Below are 21,953 nucleotides of genomic sequence, written 5' to 3' on the forward strand. Positions count from 1 at the left end.
AGGTGACCGGCGGTACCTTCCGCCGCATGACGGAGACGCCCGCCGAAATGCCGGTCGAGACGCCGACACTGCAGACACCCCTGCCCGTTCCCGAGCCGGTCCCCGTCGATCAGCTCGACTTCGCCATGCCGCCGGTGCACGACTCGGCGGCCGACGAGCGGGCGTACCGCAGACAGCGCATCGCCGCAGCGCTCAGGCTCTTCGCGCGGTTCGGGTACGAGGACGGCGTCTCCGGGCACATCACGGCGCGCGACCCCGAACTCCAGGACTGCTTCTGGGTCAACCCCTTCGGGGAGCCCTTCGCCACGATGACCGCGCGCAAGCTGGTCCTGGTCAACGGGCACGGAGAGGTCGTCCTGGGCACGCGGCGCGTCAACCAGGCCGCGTTCGCCGTCCACGCCGAGGTGCACCGGGCCAGGCCGGAGGTCGTCGCCGTCGTGCACACGCACTCGGTGCACGGCCGGGCGCTCGCCGCGCTCGGCGAGCTGCTCGACCCGATCACCCAGGAGGCGTGCGCCTTCTACGAGGACCACGCGCTGTACGACGCCTACACCGGCGTGGCCGTGGACGCCGACGAGGGCAGGCGCATCGCCGCCGCGCTCGGCGGGAACAAGGGCATCGTCCTGCGCAACCACGGGCTCCTCACCGTCGGCGACTCGGTCGACGCGGCCGCCTGGTGGTTCCACTCCATGGAGCGCTGCGCGCAGGTCCAGCTCACGGCCCGGGCCGCCGGAAAGCCCGTCCGCATCGACCACCGCGACGCCGTCGCCACCCGCGAACAGCTCGGCAGCGACCTCGTCGCATGGATCAGCTACCAGCCGCTGTGGCGACGGATCGTTGCCGCCGAGCCCGAACTCATGTCGTAGTACGTCAATTTGATCGTGGGCCAATCACCCGCACACCGCCTTGCCGGTGCGTGCAAGAGCCCGTACGTGCGGCACAATTCCTTGGAATCACAAGGTCGTTGCTCTGATCGAAGGGGCGTCGCCGTGGCGGTGCAGGAAGCGGAACAGAGCGTGCACGGAGGTGGCTGCACCTGCGGCGACTGCCCGCACGGCGTACACGCGGGCCATCGCCGCGCGGTCGCCGAGTTCGTCGCGCGGCGCGACGAACTCGCCTCGGGGGAGGGGCTGCCGGTCAAGGTCGCGTACTCCGAAGGCGCGTCACGCCAGTGGATCTCCGACGAGCTGACCGAATCGGCCCGTGCCGTCGCCGAGCGCAGCCGGGCGGCCGGCCATGCCTGGCTGGTGCGTATCTGGCGGCGCTCCCTGCTGGCGCTGTGGGGAGTGGCCGGCCTCCTCTTCGCCGTCCAGGCCGCGACCGCGGTCGGTGCGGGCTGGACCGTGAACCGCACGGCGGGCCTGGCCGGCGCCGTGTGCCTCGCCGCGCTGCTCACCGTCGCCGCCTGGCTGCACCGCTCGCACGGCGGGCTGCTCGCGCCGCTGGTCGGCGAGGACAACCGGCTGTCGACGTCGAGGTCGGTCGCCGCGGCCTGGTTGCTCCTCACCGCGTACGCCGTGCTGTTCCTCGCCTTCCGTCTGGCCTTCGCGGCTCCCGGGCCGGGTCGGGGCGCGGCCTCGTCCGGCCTCGGGCTCGGCCGCGGCGCCGCCGTGCTGACCGTCGTCGCCGTCGTCTGCCTGGTCGCCGTCGTCGTGGGCCGCGTCGTCACCGTGCGGATCGTCACCCAGCGCCTCCAGAAGGTGCAGGCCGACCGCCCGCACCCGGCCGATCTGCTGTGCGACGACTCCGGCCGCGGCAGCTTCCCCGACACCCAGTACGTCCTCGTCAGCACCACCGCCCTGACGTACGCCGCGGTCCTGCTCGCCCGCCGCCCGGAAGCGCTGCCGCAGCTGCCCTGGGGGCTGGCGGTGCTGGTCCTCGTCTCCGCCGCCGTCTATCTGGCCGGGAAGTACGCGGAGGGCGGCAGGCCCGTCGTCCTCTCCGTCGTCCGGGCGCGCGAGCCCGGCGACCTGGACGGCCCGATCCGCACGGGCGACGACATCGAGATCCGCGGCGCCGGCTTCGTCCCGCCGGGAGCGGGCTCGCCGGACCGGTTGGCGCGCATGACGGTCCGTATCGGCCCGGTCCATGTCCATGTACCGCTGGTCCCGGTGCCCGGCGGCTTCACCAACCCCACCGACACGAGCATCACGGTCCCGGTCCCGGCCGACGTCGAACCGGGCCGCGTCGATGTGCAGGTGGTGACGGCGTCCGGGGCGGAGTCGAACCGGGTGGCGATCGACGTCACCGACTGACGCCCAATTCCCCGGATAAACCCGACAGTTGCCGTTCCCCCTGAGTACGATTTCGACGGTCGGCGCCCTTCGCGGTGCGAGTCGAGAGTGACAGGATGTGGGACGGCGTATGACCGTGCAGGACGACGGCAGGCGGACGGTTCTCCCCGCGCCCCGACTGGAGATCCTCGTCGACGCCGAGGGCCTCGACGAGCTCGACCAGCCGGGCGGCGGGCTGACCAAGGGCTTCCGCCGGCCAGGCCGCGACACCATCGCGTCGGTCACCGTCGCCACGGACCACGTCGCCAGGAACGTCGAGAGCGCGGTCGCCGCCGTCCGGCAGATCTTCGAGCGGGTTGCCCACGCCGACTCGGCCTTCCCCCTGCGCGAGGTGCAGGTCTCGTTCGAGATCTCCGCGAAGGGCGGCTTCCAACTGGTGGGTACGAGCGAGGTGCAGGGCAAGGGCGCCATCACGCTGGTCTTCGGAGCGGCGGCCGACCGGGCACAGGGCTAGCCAGAGGTGGGCACCCACAGGGCCCTGCTGCTGTTCGTACCTCGTTACGACGCCGACGAGTGGCCGAACCTCGACTACCTGGACGGCGAGTACGAAGACGTCCGGGCGGCGCTCGTCGATCAGGGTTACGAGATCGACGAGGGGAGCGGATGCGGCGAGTTCCGGGCCGTACAGCTCGTGGTGAGCATCGGCCGGTTCATCGCGGACGCCCGGCGGGGCGAGCGGCTGCTCGTCTACCTGAGTGGACACGGCTTCTCCTACGGCGGGCGGCACTGGTTCGCCGGTGCGGACTCCCATGTCGAGCTGCTCAACGAGCAGAGCCTGACTGCCACGAACGTCAGGCTGGGCGACGACTGGGCGAGGAACGCCGCCGCCACCGTCCAGGTGATGTTCGTCGTCGACGCCTGCCGGGATCGGCTCCCGCTGCCCGGCGAAGGCCGTGGCAGCCAGGTGGGTTCATTCCCCGAGGTGTCCCGCGGGACGGACCGGCTCAGCTACTTCATGGCGTGTGCGCCGGGTGGCACCGCCGGCGTCGCGGGAGACGCGGCAGGGCCCGATGGCCAGTACAGCCTGTTCACCCAGGCCCTGCGGGAGGTGCTGGCCGACGCCCAGGGAGAGCTCCCTGCCGACCGGCTGCGCGATCTGATGGCCCCGGCCATGGAAGACCTGCGCACCCGGCAGCGGAACCCGCCGAAGAAGCAGGAGCCCCGGCTCAGCGGCGAGAGGGGATCACCACGTTTCCCCGTGCTGCCCGTGGCCCGTACCAGCGCCGGTGAACGGCGCGTCCGGCTGCTGCGCGAGCATCCCGTCTGGGAGGGGACGACGGACCAGGCGGAGGCCGCCGAACTGCGGGCGGAGGCCGAGACGGTCGTCGCATCGCTCACCACCTGGCTTCAGCAGCAGAAGGAAGCTCTGGAGGAGGACCCCTGGCTGGACTGGGAGGCCGACCAGCGCGCGGCGGAACGTCTCACGGAACTCCTGGCCTCCCTGCCCGAGGAGGTGCGGTTCTCCCCGGCCGAAGCGGCGCTCCTGGCTCTGGGGCCCGCCCTGTTCCACGGTTTCCGGGTGCGGCTGTTGGCCCGCGCCGACCGGGACATCGGCTCGGGGTGGCTCCAGTACCCCCGGCTGCACCGGCAGGCAGTGATGACGACCGACCCGAGCAGGCGGGCGCGGGACCGCAGGGTCGTCGAGGCATGGGTGCGGCACCGGACCCACGCCACGCCGGGCGATGTCCAGCGGGACGCGTTGGACCAACTGCATCGCTTCCTGATGCCGGTCCTGGCCGGCACGGACGCTCTGGGAGACCTGTGCGCCGTCCAGCGGATCGCCTGGCTGTTCCGCGCGATGCAGCACGGGGGCGGTGCGCTGGCCGGTCCGTCGGCCGAGGCGCTGGCCGGTCCCGTGGGCGATGCCGACTTCCGCCCGCAGACCGTCGGCATGCTGCTGTGCGCCGCGCAGATCATGGCCCTGGACCGATACGAGATGCCGGCCGTCCTGGTCGAGCACATCGGAGGCCACGGCCGCATCGGTCTCGCTCACGTCCGGCGAACGGTCGAGAACGCGAAGTGGAAGATTCCGCGGGGGCCGGACGAGGGCAGCGCGGCGCGGCTGTCCGCCGAATGCGGTCACCAAGCGGTGATGGTGGCTCTTCAGGAACGGGTGAAGTTCCTCGACGGTCTTCTCTGCGCCGATCTGGCCGTACCGGGTCTCACCGGTCTGCCGACCCGGGCTTCGGGCGTCGAGGTGCTGCCGGAGCGGGACCCCGGAAGCAACGAGTACAAGTTCTTTCCCGTCGCCACCCGCTTCGGTCTGGACGGGACTCGTGTACGCGACCTCCTGGTGGGCGACCAGCTGTATCCGGACCGCTATCTCGCGGTGCGCGAGCTGTACCAGAACGCCATGGACGCGTGCCAGGTGCGGCGGGCACGGGAACACGTCATCCGGTGGCCCGGGGGGCCGGAGTTCGACGGCCGGATCAGGATCGTGCAAGGCGCCCAGGGAAACCGGAGATACCTGGACTGCTACGACAACGGCTCCGGGATGGGGCGTGGTGAACTGCTCGGCTCCTTCGCCCAAGGGGGAGTCAGGCTCGCCCATCTGGCGACGTTCCAGGCGGAGCGTATGAAGTGGGAGAGCCTCGGCATCAGGTTCCACCAGAACAGCCGGTTCGGTATCGGCGTGCTGAGCTACTTCATGCTTGCGGAAGAGATCGAGGTGATCACCCGCCAGTTCAAACCGGGCGGCAAGGCGGGGCAGGCACTCCAGGTGACCGTCGCGGGTCCCGACCACCTCTTCCAGATCAAGCCGTACGAACCCGACGAGCACGGGGACGTGCTCGAAGGAGCCTGCGGAACGAGGATCCGCTGGTGGCTGCGTGAGGATCTGCCCGATTTCTCCTGCGTACGCGCCCTGCGCTCGGTGTTGGGCGTCGCCGAGTTCCACACGTTCGCGAAGTACGGGGAGGACGAGGAGGTCTGGGAGCCCGACGAGTACGTCAGCCGTCCGGACACCGGCACGGCCCCGGCCATCGACGCCACGGGCACGATCGTGCCGGGAGGCAACGGTGAGGTGTTCTGGTGCGAGCACGGCGGGGCGCTGCTCGTGGACGGCATCGCCGTGGAGGGCCGCTGGTTCGTGACCGACGAACGGACCGGGGAACGGCGTTCCGTCGCACCCATGCAGATACAGGGCGCCGTGATCAACCTCAGGGGTCCGGTGGTGCGCACGGCGGACGGTGAGAAGCCGCCCAGGCTCTCGGTGGACCGCAGTCACGTCGTGGACGAGGTCACGGAGAAGGTCTTCGCACTGCTGCGCAGGCGGAAGGACGTGGAACGCCTGGCCGGAAGCGAGCTGCTCTCGCAGAGCTGGCTCTTCGACCTGGCGGACGGTGAGGCGCGCCTGGCCGACGCGGTCGTCCAAGGACTGGTCAACCGGGGCGCCGGGCTGAACCATGACGACGGCGAAGGACCGGTCGACATGGCACGCACGGGCTACTTCACCGCGGACCGGGAGCTGCGAGCCGCCTGGCTCCAGCGCCACCCACCCGCCAGGCAGTCCCCGAACGGGCTCGGCGACGATGGGAACAAGGCCACCAGACTGCCCGAGCACCTGGCCCTGTGGCGGTACGCCGCCCACTTCCCCAACGACGTGAGCAAGGCGCTGGGCGAGTTGTGCCCGGACGGCCTGCTCACCGCACGGCTGCGGCCGGCGCTGCCTTCCGACGCGGCGGTCCTCGGCTCCGAGCAGTTGTTCACGGGCTTGCCGTCCTGGGACACGGCGACAGAACTCGGCGCCCTCCACTTCTACGCCCGCGAGCTCCATCAGCAGGGCGACTGGGTGGTGCGGAGGCTGGCCGAACTGGGGCAGCAACCGAGAACCGGCGGCGGTCCTCCCGAGCTCACGTCCTCGGCCATCCAGCGTCTCGCCAGTCGGGACGGCGACGGACTCCCGCCGTGGCTCCGTCCCGGTGATCCGGTTCGCACGGTGAGCGTCCTCGCGGCCGCCCAGGCCACGGCGCTGTCGCCCCAGGACGCCGTGCGCCATCTGGCCGGCATGGGCTTCGACACACGACACTGCGAGGTGCTGGCGGAGGGGTCACCGGAGTCCGCGCGGCTGAGCGTTCTGCTCAGCGACCGTCTCGACGGCGCACCGCCATGGCAGACGACACGCGTGGGTTCCCTGCCGGTGACGCATCTCATCGCCGCGGCGAAGAAGACAGGGATGGCGATGGCAGAGCTCCGCTCCGTCTTCGCCACGCACGGCTACAAGCTCCCGGAACCGCATCACCTGGACACACAGGGCCCGCGATGGCGCTACACGAGGGATGACTCGAGCGAGCCGCTCCGTGCCGGCCTCGCGCACGTCTACCGGCTGGCTCAGCTTGCCTCGTGCCCCCTGGACGAGGCGGTCCTGTGTCTTCAGGCGTGCGGCTACGACGTCGGTGCCACCGTCCGGCAAGGGATGGCCCTGCCTCCGCACGCGGAGTTGCTCACCCGCCCCCTGTCGGACGGGGAGATCCTCGACCTGGACCGCGAGGTGACGCTGCTGGATCTCCACAACCTCGCCGAGTGGCTGGATCTATCGCTCGACGAGGTCAGGGACCGGCTGGCGTCGCTGTCGGTCGAGGTCCCCCGGCATCGTCTGCCCGCCGCGCTCGGAGATTCCGATCTCGTGCTGCTGACGCGTGCGAGCAGCGTTCCCGGCAAGACCGATCAACAGGGGCTCGACCCGCACCGCTGCGTACCACTGGCCCATGTGGCGATCGTCGCGGCCAGACTCGGCATACCGGTCGCATCGGCCCATCACCGGCTGATCGAGCTGGGGATGACGGTCCAGCCGCTGCCGGAGCCGCAGCCGGAGTGGTTCGACGAGGCATCGGAACGCAGGATCTCGCTGCCGTGGATTCCCTACGACTCCCTTCGGGAACCCGTCGTGGTGCCCCTGGCCGAAGTGATCTGTCTGGCGGCCGAGCGCGGTTGGAGCCTGGAGGAGACGGTCTCCCGCCTGCGGGTCCGCGGACTCGACATCCCCGAGAACGTCCACGCACGCCTCGCCGGTGTGACGGAGCGCGATCGTGCGCTGCTCAGCAGGAACCACAATGGACAGGCCCCCTGGATTTCCTTGAAGACGACCGTCTCCACCACCCGTGTGGTCCGGGCCGCGCGGGCACTCGGCCTCTCGGTGGCTGAAGTACGCACGAGGCTCGTGGAACTGGGCGCTGACATCGCCGGCTTGAGCGATGACCCCGAAGAGATGATCTTCGCGCCGTTCGACGCGGCGAGCCGACGGCGTATCCGTACCGATCTGAACGCGGTCGTCGAGTCGGGGCGCCCCGTTCCCGCCGCCCATGTGTGGGCGATCGCCGAGGCCGAGAGGGAAACGGTGCTGATGGTGGCTCAGCGGTTGCAGGCCGCCGGGCTCGACGTACAGGACGCCGAATATCCGGAGGACAGGCCGAAGGGCGACGAACTCCTGCTGCTTCGCGAGAACGCCTCCCCCAACGGGCCATGGCTGTCCCTCGACGACCACGTCGGTCTGGAGCACCTCCTGGTGGCCGCCCACCGTCTGGGCACCACCGTCGTCGACATCGCCGAGCGCCTCAAGCGGTTCGGACTCCGGGTGCGCCCTCTCGCCGACACGGTGCACGACGCCTGGGCCCGCGTCCCCAGGGCTTCCGATTCCGGAGAACGCTTCGGGGAGTGCGCCGCCCATTGAGCCGGACGGCCGTCCTACGCGTAGTCATATGTATGGGGCGTGGGGACAATCGTCCCAGACCGGTGATACGCGGAGGCGACGATGACGCAGATGGACCGGACCATGACCACGACCTATGGGGCGATCGGCGATCGGCACGGCGGCTGGAAGGAGACCGCTCAGCGGTACGCCCTGCTGCCGTTGCGGCTCTTCCTCGGAGTGACCTTCATCTATGCAGGGCTCGACAAGCTCATGGACGAGGCGTTCATGGCGGCATCGGGCACCGGATCCGTCGGCGAGCTCATGAACGCGGTGCGCGGCTCGTCCGCAGTGCCGGGGCTGGTGGATCTGGCGCTGAAGAACCCCGAGGGCTTCGGCTACGCCATCGCCCTCGGTGAACTGGCCGTCGGCGTCGGCACCCTGATCGGGCTGCTGGCCCGGCTCGCCGCCCTCGGTGGTGCGCTGATCTCGCTGAGCCTGTGGCTGACCGTCAGCTGGGCCACCGAGCCGTACTACTACGGGAACGACCTGATCTATCTGATGGCCTGGCTGCCGCTGGTGCTGGCCGGTGCCTCCGTGTTCTCGGTCGACGCGGCCTTCGCGGAGCGGCGTCGCCGGATGCGGTAGTGCACGAAGGCCGCGGCTCCGGCCAGGAACAGCCCGTCGAAGACGATGACGAGGGCGGCGAACCAGGGCGTGTGCCACGCGCCCACCGCGTCGCCGAGGAAGAGCGCGGCGGCCGCCAGCGCCGCCGCGCCCGCGATCAGCCGCGCCGGCCGGAACTCATGAAGCAGCACGGGTGACCTCCACCTGTCCGACCCCGACCTCCAGGTCGAGGGTGAGCGTGCCGCCCGGCTCCGCCCCCGCGGGCGGTGCGGGCGGTGCGAGCGTCTCGGTGCGCCTGCGGTCCGGCGCGACGTCCACATCGTTGGGCAGGTCGCCGGGCAGCCGGATATCGCCCAGACCGACCTGGGCGGTGATCTCCACCGTCGCGTCCTTCGGGACGATCACCTTCAGCCGGCCCGCGCCGACGTCGGCACCGGTGCTGACGACCGCGTCGGCGGGCACGGCCAACCCGCCCAGGTCGAGCGTGGCGGCGCCGGTGCCCAGCTGGTAGCGGGGCTCCACGGCTGCCACCGCGGCCGGCCGCCACTGCGTACGCATCCACTCGGTGCCGATCTCCTTGGGGAGGGCGGAAGCGCCCGCCAGGAGCACGGCCGTGACCATGGTCATCAGGATCGTGCCGAAGCCCGTACGCCCCAGGAAGCTGCTCACCACCAGGCCGATGCCGAATACCGCCAGCGCGCAGGCGAGCCCGGTCTGCAGGCTCGTACCGAGCGGCCGGCCGGTCCACGAGAGACCCGTGCCGAGCCCGCCCGCCACCAGCGCGAGCAGGAGGACGAGACCGCCGATGGAACGGGGGGCCAGCGGCCGGGACGCGGCCGCGCGGCCACGGTCGCCGACGGTCCAGTCCATGCCACCGCCCGAGCTCCTGCCGCCCGGGCCCGTGCCCCGGCCGGCGGCGGCACGGCCCGGTGGCGGCCCCTCCGCCGCCGCCGCGTCCGTCGGGCCCCACAGATAGCCGGTGGCGACGGGGCCCGTCGTACCGTCCTTGACGATCGGATCCCGCCACCACGACGGGCTGTCCGGGGTGGGCGGCGCCTTGGCCTCCGGGGGCGCCTCCGACACGGCGTGCGCCGTCGCCGGATCGAGCGGACCGCCCTGGGGCGTGACCAGTGTGCGCCGCTGGGACCAGACGGCGGCGCCCGCCACCGCCAGCGTCAGCAGCGCGGAGAAGGCGAGCGTCCCGCCGTTGTTGAGCATCGACAGGAACAGCGCGCAGCCGAGCAGTGCCATCAGCACCGCAGCCAGTGCCGCGCCCTCGACACGGCCCGACAGGGCGCGCCGCGCCTCGTTCTCCTCCTCGCCTTCGGCGGGGACGATCAGCCAGGCGAAGCCGTAGAAGATCAGGCCGATGCCGCCGGTCACGGTGAGCACCCCGATGGCGATACGGAAGATCACCGGGTCGATGTCGCAGTACCGGCCCAGGCCGCCGCACACCCCGGCCACCACCTTCTGCCGCCGGGACCGGCGCAGCAGCGGGGCAGGCGGGGACTGCTGCTCCGGTGGCGGCGCGGGTGGCCCGGGTGGCGGGGCGGTCGGCTGAGTCATGACTCCATGGTGACCGGCCGCGACCCCCGGTGGCACCGGACCCGACCCTGGCCCTTCCCTGATATTGCTCCCGCGCCGATCCCCGGGGTCCCTCCGGGGCGGCGCGGGCGGATCGGGGCCGGGCCCGGCGGTCCAGGGCCCGGCACCGGCGGTTCAGGGTCGGTCTCAGGGACGGCCCTGATGCCCCGGCCCGTACGCCCGTGTGACGATCGGGGCATGCCAGCCGCCGCCACCCGAGTGCCCGACTCCGAAGAGCCGCCCGTCCGCAAGCTGTACCGCAGCGCCGACGGCCGGTGGCTGGGCGGCGTCGCGCGCGGGCTCGCGGGGCACCTCGGACTGCCGGTCATCTGGGTGCGGCTCGTCTTCCTCGGCCTCTTCATGGCGGACGGTCTCGGCGCGCTGCTGTACGCGGTGTTCTGGATCGTCGTCCCGCTCGGTGTAGGGGGCAGGTCCGCCGAGCCCAAACCGGTCTTCGAGACGACGCCGGACGGCAGACGGCGGCTGCGCAAGCCCGACAAGGGCCAGCTCTTCGCGTTGATCGCCCTGGTGATCGGCGCCGTCGTCTTCGTCGGCAACGTCGACATGGGCGGCAGCGCCAACCGCTACGTGTGGCCGGTGCTGCTGATAAGCGCCGGCGTCGTCCTCGTGTGGCGGCAGGCCGACAACGCCCGCCGCGCCCGGTGGACCGGCGACGGCCGGCGGCGCCGGCTGCTCCAGCTGGCGCGCGGTCTCGCCGGGGTGGCCCTGGTCGGCCTCGGGCTCACCCTCTTCGTGGTCGTCCGCGGCTCGGCGGCCCAGCTCGGCAACGTCCTGACCGCGGCGCTCGCCGTCATCGCCGGCGTCGGGCTGCTCGCCGGACCGTGGCTGGTCCGGATGGGCCAGGACCTCTCCGAGGAGCGGCTCATGCGCATCCGCGCCCAGGAGCGGGCCGAGGTCGCCGCCCACGTCCACGACTCCGTACTGCACACCCTCACGCTGATCCAGCGGAACGCCGACGATCCGGGCGAGGTGCGCAGGCTCGCCCGCGCCCAGGAGCGCGAGCTGCGGAACTGGCTGTACCGGCCGGAGGGCACCGGCAAGGAGGAGGACGAGGAGCCCACGACGCTCGCCGAGGCGGTGAAGAAGGCGGCCGCCGAGGTCGAGGACAAGCACGGCGTCCCGCTGGAGGTCGTGGTCGTCGGTGACTGCCCGCTCGACGAGAAGCTCACGGCACAGATGCAGGCCGCACGCGAGGCGATGGTCAACGCGGCGAAGTACGGTGGCGAGGGGGGCGCCGTCCAGGTCTACGCGGAGGTCGAGGGCCGTACGGTATTCGTCTCCGTCCGGGACCGGGGGCCCGGCTTCGACCCGGACGCGGTACCGGAGGACCGGATGGGCGTACGAGAATCGATCATCGGGCGTATGCAGCGCAACGGCGGGACGGCGCGGCTGCGGTCCGTGCCCGGTGGGGGCACGGAGGTGGAGCTCGAGATGGAGCGGGAGAGGGAGAGGGCGGACGGATGACCGAGCAGACCGACGCACAGGAGCAGCGGGCCACGGAGCGCCGCGTACGGGTCGTGCTCGTCGACGACCACCGGATGTTCCGCGCCGGCGTCCAGGCCGAGATCGGGCGCACGGAGGAGACGGGCGTGGAGGTGGTCGGCGAGGCCGCCGACGTCGACCAGGCCGTCACGGTGATCACGGCGACCCGCCCCGAGGTCGTGCTCCTCGACGTCCACCTCCCGGGCGGCGGCGGCGTGGAGGTGCTGCGCCGCTGCGCGGGCCTGATGGCGGGGGAGCACCCGGTGCGGTTCCTGGCGCTGTCGGTGTCGGACGCCGCGGAGGACGTGATCGGCGTGATCAGGGGCGGCGCCCGCGGCTACGTCACCAAGACGATCACCGGCAGCGACCTCGTCGACTCGATCTTCCGGGTGCAGGACGGGGACGCGGTGTTCTCGCCGCGGCTGGCGGGCTTCGTGCTGGACGCCTTCGCGTCGACGGACGCGCCGCCGGTCGACGAGGACCTGGACCGGCTCACCCAGCGGGAGCGGGAGGTGCTGCGGCTGATCGCGCGCGGATACGCGTACAAGGAGATCGCCAAGCAGCTCTTCATCTCCGTGAAGACGGTCGAGTCACATGTGTCGGCGGTGCTGCGCAAGCTCCAGCTGTCGAACCGGCACGAGCTGACGCGCTGGGCGACGGCGCGCCGGCTCGTCTGAGGGGGCTCAGGCGACCCGGGTCGCGCCGGCGAAGGGCATCTGGTCGATCGGCGCGATGCGGACCGGTGCGCCGGGCCGCGGGGCGTGGATCATCTGCCCGGCGCCGATGTAGAGCCCCACGTGCGAGACGCCGGAGTAGAAGAAGACCAGGTCCCCGGGCGCCAGCTGGGAGCGGGGCACGCTGCGGCCCGCGTTGATCTGCGTGTACGTCGTCCGGGGCAGGGACACCCCGGCCGAGCGCCAGGCGGCCTGGGTGAGCCCGGAGCAGTCGTACGAGGACGGCCCGGTCGCACCCCACACGTACGGCTTCCCGAGCGCCCCGTAGGCGTACGCGACGGCCTGCGCGGCACGGGGGTTGGGCGCCGGGACCGGGGCGGCGGGGATGCCGCTGCGGCCGGCGTCGCGAGCGGCCCGGGAGCCCGAGGCCCCGTCCTGGGCGGCGTACGCGGTGCGCTGGTCGGCGGTGAGCTGCGCCAGGACCGCCTCAGCGGCGGCGAGTTTGCGCCGTACCGTCGTGCGGTGCCGGGCCAGTTCCGCCTGGTGCGCCTGAAGTTCGGCGAGCCGCTCGCCCGCCTCCGTGCGCAGCTGCGCCAGCTCCCGCGCCTGCTGCTGGATCCCGGTGACCGTGGCCGCCTGCCGGGCCCCGGCCCGCTCGACCAGCTCCGCGCCGGCCAGATAGCTGTCCGGGTCGGCGGCGAGGGCGAGCTGCACGGCGGGGTCGAGACCGCCGGCCCGGTACTGCGCGGTGGCTATCGAACCCAGCGCGTTGCGGGAGGCGTTGAGCCGTTCCGTACGCCGTGCCGCCTCGTCGCGCAGCTCCTCCGCCGCCTTCCGGGCCCGGCCGGCGGCCTCCTTGGCGCCGTTGTACTTCTCGGTGGCCTCCTCCGCCTCCTGGTAGAGCTTGTCGGCCTTCGCCTTCAACTGCTCGGGGGTGGGGCGCGGCTCGGCGTGCCCGGAGCCGTCGAAGGCGGTGGCGGTCGCGGCACCGGCCAGCGCGAGGGTGAGCGCGGTGCGCCCGGCCGATCCGCCGAACGTGCGCTGCTGCTTGGGTTTGCGGTGCGCTGCCACGAGGGGCCAGTCCTTCCGGAGTCCGGCAGGTGGATCGTGCGGTACGGTCCGGCGGCGGACCGCCCAGGGGAGGCGGACCGCCGCCGGATCCATCGGCGTGGTGGCCGACCGTTCCGCCCTGCTGCCGGCGGCGGTGGGGAGTCGGTCACCTGGGGGAGGACGCTAAACCTGCCGGGCGGGGCGAGGCGCCACCATGACCGTTATTGGCGGGAGTCGGACCGCCGGGGTCGCTTTCGGACCGTGCGGCTAGGCTCCGGTGCCATGGACGTACTCATCAATGTCTTTGTCGCCCTGCACATCATCGGTATCGCGGCGCTGCTCGGCGGCTTCCTGACCCAGATGAAGTCGATGGGCGAGGGAACGGCGCGCTTCACGCCCGCGATGCTGCACGGTGCGCTGACCATGCTGGTCACGGGCGTGGCGCTGGTGGGGCTCAACCAGGCCGACGACCAGGCGGTGAACAACCTGAAGGTCGGGATCAAGCTGGCGGTGCTGGTGGTGATCCTCGCCCTGGTCTACGTCAAGCGGGACGAGGAGACGGTGGGCAAGGGCGCGTTCGCGGCGGTGGGCGGCCTGACGCTGGCGAACATTTTCATTGCGACGTTGTGGACGTGACGTCCGGCCGGGGGGCCGGAGGTTGTCCCCCGGGAATTGCAGCATTGCGACGTTGTGGACGTGACACCGGGCCGGGGGTCCGGGGGTTGTCCCCCGGGAATTGCAGCATCGCGACGTTGTGGACGTGACACCCGGCCGGGAACGTGACCGAGCCCGTCCGGAGACGTGACTGACCCCCGGCCGCCCGCGGCCGGGGGTCAGTCACGCGTCTCGCGCACGACAGGGCGTCAGGCCGGTCGGACGCTCCCGTAGATCGGCATGTAGTAGATCGACTCCTCGCGGACGTTCGTGCCCGGCTTCGGCGCGTGGATCATCTTGCCGTCGCCTATGTAGATGCCGACGTGGCTGATGTCGTCGTAGAAGAAGACCAGGTCACCGGGGAGCAGGTCCGCCGTGGCGACGCGCGTGCCGACCTCGACCTGGTCCCACGTGGTGCGGGGCAGCTCGACGCCGGCCTCCTTCCACGCGGCCTGGGTGAGGCCGGAGCAGTCGAACGAGCTGGGCCCGGTCGCGCCCCAGACGTACGGCTTGCCGATCTGGGCGCGGGCGAAGGCGAGGACCTTCTCGGCCTTGGCGGCGTAGGTGCCGGAGCCGGTCGAGCTGCCCGTGCCGGTACCGGTACCCGTACCCGAACCGGTCCCGGTCCCGGCGCTTTCCTCCTGCTGCGCCTGCTCCTGTGCCCGGCGCTCGGCCTCCGCCTCCGCCTCGGCCTTGGCTTTCGCCTCCGCCTCGGCTCTGGCCCTCTCCTCGGCCTTGCGGCGGGCCTCTTCGGCCTTCTTGCGCTCCAGCTCCGCGAGCCGCGCCTTCTCCTCGGCCGTCAGCTCCGCCAGCAGCGTCCGCGCCTCGGCGAGCTTGTTCTGGACGGCTTCCTTGCTGGTGCGCAGCGACTGCTGCGAGGCGGTCAGCGTCTCCAGGCTCTCCGTCGCCTTGGCGCGCTGCTTCGCGGCCGCCGCCTGCTGCTTCTCGAAGTCGGCGACGGCGCCCCGCTGCTCGTCGGAGAGCCGGTCCATCAGATGGGTCTGGTCGAAGTACGCCTGCGGGCTGTCGGCGAAGAGCAGCGCCGCGGTCGGCGTGACCGCACCGGTCCGGTACTGCGCCGCCGCGTACGAACCGAGCGTGCGGCGCGCCTCGTTCAGCGACTCGGTGCGCTTGGCGACGTCGTCGAGGATCTGGCCCACCTCGCGGCGCTGCTGCGCGGTCTCCTCTTTGGCCTTGTTGTACTGCTGGGTCGCACTGCCCGCCTGCCGGTAGAGGTCGTCGACCTTCTTCTGGACCTCTTCGACGCTGGGCCGCGGCTCGGCCTGGGCGCTCTGGGTGGAGAGGAGGGTCATGCCCGCGAGGGCGGCCGTCGTGAACCCGACGGCGGGGGATTTCGTACGGGGACGTGTACGGGTACGGGTCTTGCGATGCGACGCCAAGGCCGCCATCTCCTTCCGTCGACCGCCTACCGGGTTAGCTGTCGGGTTCGGACGGAACGGAAGGCTGTCCTACGGGCCGAGTTGACTTTGGCCCGATTCACCCCAGTTGCGCATGGTGGGTCCCCGGTTCCGAACTTCCTTGCGGAAAGTCCGGATTCGGCGTGGGCTGCCCGATCGGCGTTGGTCGCCAAGGGGGTTCGGGCCGCCTGGGCGTGCACGCTAGCCAAAGTGTGGGGCCCATGTGAAGGACGATGCGCGATATGTCCGATACATTTTCGTGACCTTAGCGTGCCGTGGTCGTTGCGCCACGCAGCGTGCCCGGCCGGAAGCGGCCGCACGGCCGGCTGGGCAGCAGGCCGGACAGGGGTCGGACGGCGGACCGGACGGCGGACCGGACGGCGGACCGGGCGGCAGGCCGGACCGCGGACCGGTCGCGGCGGGAGGGGACCTGTTGTCGCCAAGGCGGCGGCGGAGTGTCAGTGCGGCGGCCTAGACTCGTAAAGCGATGAGCAGCCTCTTTGACGACAGCTTCCTGGCGGACCTCCGGCGCACCTCGGGACCGGAGGAGCCCCCGCCGCCCGAGCACGACGAGCTCCACGAGCCGGACGAGCACGGGCCCCGCGAGGAGGTCCCGCACGACCTCTTCGAGGGGAAGTTCGACGTGCCCCCGGCCCGGGACGCCTACTACCGGGACGGAGCGCACCGCCCCGCCGTGGACCCGGCCGCACTGCTCGACGGCCTGAACGAGCAGCAGCGCGCCGCCGTCGTCCACACCGGCTCGCCCCTGCTCATCGTGGCCGGCGCCGGCTCCGGCAAGACCCGGGTGCTGACCCACCGGATCGCCCATCTGCTGGCGACCCGCCACGTCCACCCCGGTCAGATACTGGCGATCACGTTCACCAACAAGGCCGCGGGCGAGATGAAGGAGCGCGTCGAGCACCTCGTCGGCCCGCGCGCCAACGCCATGTGGGTCTCCACCTTCCACAGCGCCTGCGTCCGCATCCTGCGCAGGGAGAGCAAGAGGCTCGGCTTCACGTCGTCCTTCTCGATCTACGACGCCGCCGACTCGAAGCGGCTCATGGCCCTCGTCTGCCGCGACCTCGACCTCGATCCGAAGCGCTACCCCCCGAAGTCGTTCAGCGCCAAGATCTCGAACCTGAAGAACGAGCTGATCGACGAGGAGACCTTCGCCGACCAGGCCGCCGACGGGTTCGAGAAGACGCTGGCAGAGGCGTACCGGATGTACCAGGCGCGGCTGCGCGAGGCCAACGCGCTGGACTTCGACGACATCATCATGACCGCGGTCCATCTGCTCCAGGCGTTCCCGGACGTTGCCGAGCACTACCGGCGCCGGTTCCGCCACGTCCTGGTCGACGAGTACCAGGACACCAACCACGCGCAGTACACGCTGGTGCGCGAGCTGGTCGGCCCCGGGTACGAGGACCTCGGCCCGGCCGAGCTGTGCGTCGTGGGCGACGCCGACCAGTCGATCTACGCCTTCCGCGGCGCCACGATCCGCAACATCCTCCAGTTCGAGGAGGACTACCCGGAGGCTACGACGATCCTGCTGGAGCAGAACTACCGCTCGACGCAGACGATCCTGTCGGCCGCCAATGCGGTGATCGAGCGCAACGAGAGCCGCCGCCCCAAGAACCTGTGGACGAACGCGGGCGCAGGCGCCCAGATCACCGGCTACGTCGCGGACACCGAGCACGACGAGGCCCAGTTCGTCGCCGACGAGATCGACCGGCTGACGGACGCGGGCGAGGCCAAGGCCGGCGACGTCGCGGTCTTCTACCGGACGAACGCCCAGTCCCGCGTCTTCGAAGAGATCTTCATCCGCGTCGGCCTGCCCTACAAGGTCGTCGGCGGCGTGCGCTTCTACGAGCGCAAGGAGGTCCGGGACGTCCTCGCCTACCTGCGCGTCCTCGCCAACCCCGAGGACAACGTCCCGCTGCGCCGCATCCTCAATGTGCCCAAGCGCGGCATCGGCGAGCGCGCCGAGGCGATGGTCGACGCGCTGGCGCTGCGCGAGAAGATCACCTTCCCGCAGGCGCTGCGCCGCGTGGACGAGGCGTACGGCATGGCGGCCCGCTCCGCGAACGCCGTGAAGCGGTTCAACACGCTGATGGAGGAGCTCGGCACGATCGTCGAGTCCGGTGCGGGCCCCGCGACGGTCCTGGAGGCCGTGCTCGAACGGACCGGTTACCTCGCCGAGTTGCAGGCGTCGACCGACCCGCAGGACGAGACCCGTATCGAGAACCTCCAGGAGCTTGCCGCGGTCGCGCTCGAATACGAGCAGGCGCGCGGCGACGAGGAGGGCTCGGGCACGCTCGCCGAGTTCCTGGAGCAGGTCGCGCTCGTCGCCGACTCCGACCAGATCCCCGACGAGGACGAAGAAGGCGCCGGCGTCATCACACTGATGACGCTGCACACGGCCAAGGGTCTGGAGTTCCCGGTCGTCTTCCTCACGGGCATGGAGGACGGCGTCTTCCCGCACATGCGGGCGTTGGGCCAGACCAAGGAGCTGGAGGAGGAGCGCCGGCTGGCGTACGTGGGCATCACACGCGCCCGCGAGCGGCTCTATCTGACCCGGTCGTCGATGCGGAGCGCCTGGGGCCAGCCGGCGTACAACCCGCCGTCGCGGTTCCTGGAGGAGATCCCGGACGCGCATCTGCAGTGGAAGCGCACGGGCCCGATGGCCGCGCCCGCCGGACCGACGTCCGGAATCACGTCCTCGCTCTCTTCGTCGCTCTCCTCGTCCCGCTCGCGTTCCGGCCCCTCGGGCTTCGCCACGCGGCGGACGACGGACAAGCCGGTGATCGCACTGGCGGTGGGGGACCGCGTCACCCACGACCAGTTCGGGCTCGGGACCGTGATGGCGGTGACCGGTTCGGGCGGCGATGCGCAGGCGACGATCGACTTCGGGGACGCGAAGCCGAAGCGGCTGCTGCTGCGGTACGCGCCGGTCGAAAAGCTGTAGCGGGCGAGGGCCGACGAGGGCCGGCAAGGGCCGCCGAAGGGCACCGCCTCGCGCGGCCCTCGGCGGCCGCCTCACACGGTGATTACGACGGGTTCAGGCCGTGGCTGCGCAGCCACGACAGCGGGTCGATCGCGGAGCCCCCGCCCGGCCGGACCTCGAAGTGCAGATGCGGGCCGGTGGAGTTGCCCGAATTGCCGGAGTACGCAATGACATCGCCGGCCTTGACCGAGCCCGAACGGATCTTGGTGCTGCTGAGATGGCAGTACCAGGTCTCCGTGCCGTCGGCGGCGGTGACGATGGCCATGTTCCCGTACGCGCTGTTCCACTGCGTGCGTACGGTGCCGTCGCTCGCGGCCATCACGGGAGTGCCGTACGAGACGGGGAAGTCGATGCCGGTGTGCATGGACATCCAGTTGACGCCGGCCTGGCCGTAGTACGCGCTGAGCCCGTGCTGGCTGACCGGCAGCGCGAACTTGGGGCGCAGCGCCTCGCGGCGCGCGGCCTCCTCCTCGCGCTTCTTGCGCTCCGCCTCCTGGCGCGCCTTGAGGTCGATGCGCTCCTGGGTGCGGCTGGCGCGGTCGCCGAAGTCGCGGGCGTCCTCGCTGAGTGCGGCGAGCTGGGTGTCGAGCTTGCTGTTCGCGGCGACGGGCTTGACGGTCGCCGGATCGGCGGCCGTGACCGAGGTCTTGTCGTCCTTCTTGTCGTCGCCGCCGGTCAGCCCTGTGACGGATGCGGCCGCGACACCCGCGACGCCCATGACGCACACGGAGGGCACGGCCACGGTGAGCATGGCCGAACGCTTGGCGGGGGTACGGCGACGGCCGCGGCTTCCGCCCGAGCGGCGTACGGGGCGGGCGGCGGCGACGCTGACGGCCGGGGCCGTGACGGTTTCCGCGGCGGCGACGAGTTCGGTCTCGTCGTGGCCGTACTCGTGATCGTGGTCGCCGTCGTACTCACGGTCGCGGCCGTATTCGTACTCGTACGCGCCGTCGTCCGCTGCGGATTCGGATTCGGATCCGGCCTCGGGGGCGGCGGTCCGGTGGTCCGCCTCGGCTTCGAGGCCGACTTCGAGTCCGGCTTCGGGCTCGGGCCGGAAATCCGCCGCGTCACCCGGAACGAGGTCCGGAACGTGATCCGGGATGTGCTCAGGATGGGAGGTGAACTCGCTCGCGGGGGAGAACTGTTCCGGAATGGAGGCGTGCCCGGAGTAGTAGCCGCTGTAGTCGGCGTATGGGGCGTAGTCGACGTGCTCCGTGTGCCCGGCGTAGTCCGCCTGGTAGGTCTGGTGGGCGTCGGTGAGCTGCTCGGTGGCGGTCCCCGCGGCCGAGTTCCAGGCGGTGGCGTCGTACGAACCGGTCTCGTACGACGTCGTGCCGTACCCGGCGGCCGCCGGCCACTGGCCCGTCGCGTCGTACCCGAAGGTGGCCGCCGCGGTCTCGAACTGCCCTGTCTGGTTCCAGGCGTTGGCGTCCCACTGCCCGGTGGTGTCGTACTGCTGCTGCTGCTGCTGCTGGTTTCCCTGCGTCTGCGTCTGCGTCGCGTAGGGGTCGTACCCCGCTGCCGCTGACTGCCACTGCGTCGCGTCGTACTGCCCGCTGTACCCGGCGTCGTAGTCATAACTGCCCGGGAGGGCACCGAAGAGCGGGTCGGTGTCGAAGCTGCCGGCGGCGTAGGCGTCGTACCCGGCGTCGGTGTGCTGGTCGTTCACCAACTTCTCTCTCGCCTCGGCAGCAGGACCAGGATCCGGGGCCTTCCGTGGGGCCCGAGGAACGCAGTGGGCGCGACTGTACCCGGCGGTATGCGACGCCGACAATCTTCCGCAGGTTTTGGGCGGGCGGGAAACGGGCATTCGGCCGCCTTTCGGCGGACTGAAGGAAGAGCTTTGGCCTTACGTTCGAGGAGTGTTCGACCCTCGTTCATGTGCCGGGCTCAGGCGACGGACACCGCTCCGGACGAGTCGGCGCCCGATTCGGACGGTTCGAGTACTTGGCGAATGCTCGCGGCGACGGCGGGATGCACGGGGAGGGCGAGATGACCGATTCCGCTCACCCGGACGTTCTGTGCAAGCAGATCCGGATGGTCGATGCAAGCCGTTTCCAGCGGGATCATCACCTGGTCGAGATCGCTCCAGAAGCTGATGAACCGGGTCCGGCACCCGGGCGCCGGCCGCCGCAGCTCCTCCAGCACATCGGAACCGGGACGCATCTGGCGCACGATGGGGTGAGCGCTCGCGAGCGGGGCGACGGTCGTGCCCGAGTGGGGCGTGCCGAGCGTGACGAGCGTCCGGACGCGCCGGTCGCCGCCGAGGCGCTGGGCGTAGTAGCGGGCGATCAGGCCGCCGAGGCTGTGCCCGACGATGTCGACCTCGGTGTGGCCGGTGCGGGCGCAGATCTCCTCGATATGGCGGCCGAGCAGTCCGGCGGCTGTCCGTATGTCGCACGTCAGCGGTGAGTAGTTGAGCGACTCGATGTGGCAGCGTCCGTTGCGTGCGAGGGCACGGCGGAGCAGGACGAAGACCGAGCGGTTGTCGATGAAGCCGTGGAGCAGGACGACAGGGGGATGCGCCTGGCGCGAGGCCGACGGCAGTGCCTGCGTCCCGGGTGCGGGCGTGTCGTCGACGGGCCGTCCGGGCCGCTCAGGCCAGACGCCCGACGGGTAGAGGAGCAGATGGCCCGCGAGGATCGCCAGCTCCAGCGCGGTGGCCTGGAGCAGTGCGATCGACAGGCGTATCCGCAAGAGCGGCAGCGGCAGGAACCCCATGGCCGACCTCCCGAACGGCACACGGATCGACGGCTCCGTCCCCCGTATGCCCTCATGGGGCTGCCGATGGGCCGTACCGCCGTGCCGCGCGGCTGGCGGCACGGTGGTACGGCGACCGAGTAGCGGCTCCCCTTGCGCTGTCCCGTCCTCGCGGCGGCCGTGCTGCACACGGCCGGGTGCGACTGACCGCCACCCGATGCGGGTACGACGCGTAGCGAACATGTCCCACGTGTGATTTCCCCCTCGCTGTCCACCGTGAAACGGCGGGTTGCGGGATGCTGTAGATAACGTTCGTTCACCTCCCCGGCCCTAGCCGGCACGGGGTCCGTGCCGAAGACGGCGCAGTCGGTATGTGGAGGCAGTGATGGGTGTGACCGGTCCGATCCGCGTGGTGGTGGCCAAGCCGGGTCTCGACGGCCACGATCGCGGCGCGAAGGTCATCGCGCGGGCGCTGCGTGACGCCGGTATGGAGGTCATCTACACCGGCCTCCACCAGACCCCCGAGCAGATCGTGGACACCGCGATCCAGGAGGACGCCGACGCGATCGGCCTCTCCATCCTCTCGGGCGCCCACAACACGCTCTTCGCCAAGGTCATCGAGCTCCTGAAGGAGCGCGACGCGGCGGACATCAAGGTCTTCGGCGGCGGCATCATCCCGGAAGCGGACATCCCGCCGCTGAAGGAGAAGGGCGTCGCGGCGATCTTCACCCCGGGGGCGACGACGGCGTCCATCGTCGACTGGGTCAAGGCCAACGTCCGCCACCCGGCCGACGCGTAGCGCAACCGCCGGGAGCAGCC

At 71.3% G+C, this 21,953-nt stretch carries 16 protein-coding genes and 1 riboswitch; of the genes, 10 read left to right on the forward strand and 6 right to left on the reverse strand.

Annotated elements, in window-relative coordinates; all coding sequences use genetic code 11:
• Nucleotides 1–26 precede the first annotated feature (26 nt).
• The 5 genes from KK483_RS21840 (at nucleotide 27) to KK483_RS21860 (ending at nucleotide 8,568) form a co-directional block, all read left to right on the forward strand.
• Nucleotides 27–866, forward strand: coding sequence for a class II aldolase/adducin family protein (locus tag KK483_RS21840; RefSeq protein WP_262006887.1), 840 nt, complete (start codon nucleotides 27–29; stop codon nucleotides 864–866).
• A 123-nt stretch (nucleotides 867–989) separates the two neighbouring features.
• Nucleotides 990–2,255: a hypothetical protein gene (locus KK483_RS21845; protein ID WP_262006888.1), complete on the forward strand. Its 1,266-nt coding sequence runs from the start codon at nucleotides 990–992 to the stop codon at nucleotides 2,253–2,255.
• A 109-nt stretch (nucleotides 2,256–2,364) separates the two neighbouring features.
• Complete coding sequence (locus KK483_RS21850; protein WP_262006890.1) at nucleotides 2,365–2,748, forward strand: hypothetical protein; 384 nt, start codon at nucleotides 2,365–2,367, stop codon at nucleotides 2,746–2,748.
• Between the two features lie 6 nt (nucleotides 2,749–2,754).
• Nucleotides 2,755–7,962: a caspase family protein gene (locus KK483_RS21855; RefSeq protein WP_262006891.1), complete on the forward strand. Its 5,208-nt coding sequence runs from the start codon at nucleotides 2,755–2,757 to the stop codon at nucleotides 7,960–7,962.
• A gap of 81 nt (nucleotides 7,963–8,043) precedes the next feature.
• Nucleotides 8,044–8,568, forward strand: coding sequence for a DoxX family protein (locus KK483_RS21860; RefSeq protein ID WP_262006892.1), 525 nt, complete (start codon nucleotides 8,044–8,046; stop codon nucleotides 8,566–8,568).
• Here the strand turns inward: KK483_RS21860 and KK483_RS21865 are convergent.
• Entirely contained in the window at nucleotides 8,475–8,738 is a 264-nt protein-coding gene (locus tag KK483_RS21865) for a hypothetical protein (protein ID WP_242329358.1), read from the reverse strand. The two genes, KK483_RS21860 and KK483_RS21865, sit on opposite strands and share 94 nt — an antisense overlap.
• The gene (locus KK483_RS21870; RefSeq protein ID WP_262006893.1) at nucleotides 8,725–10,113 is read right to left on the reverse strand and encodes a PspC domain-containing protein; all 1,389 of its coding nucleotides are present in this window, start codon (nucleotides 10,111–10,113) and stop codon (nucleotides 8,725–8,727) included. The genes KK483_RS21865 and KK483_RS21870 overlap by 14 nt, the downstream gene beginning before the upstream one ends.
• A gap of 216 nt (nucleotides 10,114–10,329) precedes the next feature.
• On the opposite strand from KK483_RS21870, the gene KK483_RS21875 reads away from it, so the two are divergent.
• Both KK483_RS21875 and KK483_RS21880 read left to right on the forward strand, forming a co-directional pair.
• Nucleotides 10,330–11,616 (forward strand): ATP-binding protein, encoded by a 1,287-nt coding sequence (locus tag KK483_RS21875; protein WP_262006894.1) that lies wholly within the window; start codon nucleotides 10,330–10,332, stop codon nucleotides 11,614–11,616.
• Nucleotides 11,613–12,311 (forward strand): response regulator transcription factor, encoded by a 699-nt coding sequence (locus tag KK483_RS21880; RefSeq protein ID WP_262006896.1) that lies wholly within the window; start codon nucleotides 11,613–11,615, stop codon nucleotides 12,309–12,311. The genes KK483_RS21875 and KK483_RS21880 overlap by 4 nt, the downstream gene beginning before the upstream one ends.
• Nucleotides 12,312–12,317: 6 nt before the next feature.
• Here KK483_RS21880 and KK483_RS21885 read toward each other — a convergent pair whose 3' ends face one another.
• Complete coding sequence (locus tag KK483_RS21885; protein ID WP_262006897.1) at nucleotides 12,318–13,379, reverse strand: C40 family peptidase; 1,062 nt, start codon at nucleotides 13,377–13,379, stop codon at nucleotides 12,318–12,320.
• 261 nt (nucleotides 13,380–13,640) lie between these two features.
• Here KK483_RS21885 and KK483_RS21890 point away from each other — a divergent pair, with 261 nt between their 5' ends.
• Nucleotides 13,641–13,994, forward strand: a complete 354-nt coding sequence (locus tag KK483_RS21890; RefSeq protein WP_262006898.1) for a hypothetical protein — start codon at nucleotides 13,641–13,643, stop codon at nucleotides 13,992–13,994.
• A gap of 227 nt (nucleotides 13,995–14,221) precedes the next feature.
• Here KK483_RS21890 and KK483_RS21895 read toward each other — a convergent pair whose 3' ends face one another.
• Nucleotides 14,222–15,421: a C40 family peptidase gene (locus KK483_RS21895; RefSeq protein ID WP_262006899.1), complete on the reverse strand. Its 1,200-nt coding sequence runs from the start codon at nucleotides 15,419–15,421 to the stop codon at nucleotides 14,222–14,224.
• Nucleotides 15,420–15,584, reverse strand: a riboswitch (cyclic di-AMP (ydaO/yuaA leader). It overlaps the preceding gene by 2 nt.
• A gap of 333 nt (nucleotides 15,585–15,917) precedes the next feature.
• Between KK483_RS21895 and pcrA the strand changes: the two genes are divergently transcribed.
• The gene (pcrA, locus tag KK483_RS21900; protein WP_262006900.1) at nucleotides 15,918–18,395 is read left to right on the forward strand and encodes a DNA helicase PcrA; all 2,478 of its coding nucleotides are present in this window, start codon (nucleotides 15,918–15,920) and stop codon (nucleotides 18,393–18,395) included.
• An 82-nt stretch (nucleotides 18,396–18,477) separates the two neighbouring features.
• Here pcrA and KK483_RS21905 read toward each other — a convergent pair whose 3' ends face one another.
• Together KK483_RS21905 and KK483_RS21910 are read right to left on the reverse strand one after the other, a co-directional pair.
• Nucleotides 18,478–20,103 (reverse strand): M23 family metallopeptidase, encoded by a 1,626-nt coding sequence (locus KK483_RS21905; protein ID WP_262006901.1) that lies wholly within the window; start codon nucleotides 20,101–20,103, stop codon nucleotides 18,478–18,480.
• 221 nt (nucleotides 20,104–20,324) lie between these two features.
• Entirely contained in the window at nucleotides 20,325–21,155 is an 831-nt protein-coding gene (locus KK483_RS21910) for an alpha/beta fold hydrolase (RefSeq protein WP_262006902.1), read from the reverse strand.
• Nucleotides 21,156–21,519: 364 nt separating this feature from the next.
• Here KK483_RS21910 and KK483_RS21915 point away from each other — a divergent pair, with 364 nt between their 5' ends.
• A complete protein-coding gene (locus tag KK483_RS21915) occupies nucleotides 21,520–21,933 on the forward strand; it encodes a cobalamin B12-binding domain-containing protein (RefSeq protein ID WP_262006903.1) in 414 nt (137 codons plus the stop codon).
• Nucleotides 21,934–21,953: the final 20 nt, after the last annotated feature.

The sequence above is a fragment of the Streptomyces sp. FIT100 genome (assembly GCF_024584805.1).
In the GTDB taxonomy this organism is placed as follows: domain Bacteria; phylum Actinomycetota; class Actinomycetes; order Streptomycetales; family Streptomycetaceae; genus Streptomyces.

Excerpts from the sequence above, each read along its gene's own strand:
- KK483_RS21850 (WP_262006890.1), top strand. The coding sequence starts at position 2,365 with ATGACCGTGCAGGACGACGGCAGGCGGACGGTTCTCCCCGCGCCCCGA.
- KK483_RS21860 (WP_262006892.1), top strand. The coding sequence starts at position 8,044 with ATGACGCAGATGGACCGGACCATGACCACGACCTATGGGGCGATCGGC.
- pcrA (WP_262006900.1), top strand. The coding sequence starts at position 15,918 with ATGAGCAGCCTCTTTGACGACAGCTTCCTGGCGGACCTCCGGCGCACC.
- KK483_RS21840 (WP_262006887.1), top strand. The coding sequence starts at position 27 with ATGACGGAGACGCCCGCCGAAATGCCGGTCGAGACGCCGACACTGCAG.
- KK483_RS21880 (WP_262006896.1), top strand. The coding sequence starts at position 11,613 with ATGACCGAGCAGACCGACGCACAGGAGCAGCGGGCCACGGAGCGCCGC.
- KK483_RS21875 (WP_262006894.1), top strand. The coding sequence starts at position 10,330 with ATGCCAGCCGCCGCCACCCGAGTGCCCGACTCCGAAGAGCCGCCCGTC.
- KK483_RS21890 (WP_262006898.1), top strand. The coding sequence starts at position 13,641 with ATGGACGTACTCATCAATGTCTTTGTCGCCCTGCACATCATCGGTATC.
- KK483_RS21915 (WP_262006903.1), top strand. The coding sequence starts at position 21,520 with ATGGGTGTGACCGGTCCGATCCGCGTGGTGGTGGCCAAGCCGGGTCTC.
- KK483_RS21870 (WP_262006893.1), bottom strand. The coding sequence starts at position 10,113 with ATGACTCAGCCGACCGCCCCGCCACCCGGGCCACCCGCGCCGCCACCG.
- KK483_RS21895 (WP_262006899.1), bottom strand. The coding sequence starts at position 15,421 with ATGGCGGCCTTGGCGTCGCATCGCAAGACCCGTACCCGTACACGTCCC.
- KK483_RS21910 (WP_262006902.1), bottom strand. The coding sequence starts at position 21,155 with ATGGGGTTCCTGCCGCTGCCGCTCTTGCGGATACGCCTGTCGATCGCA.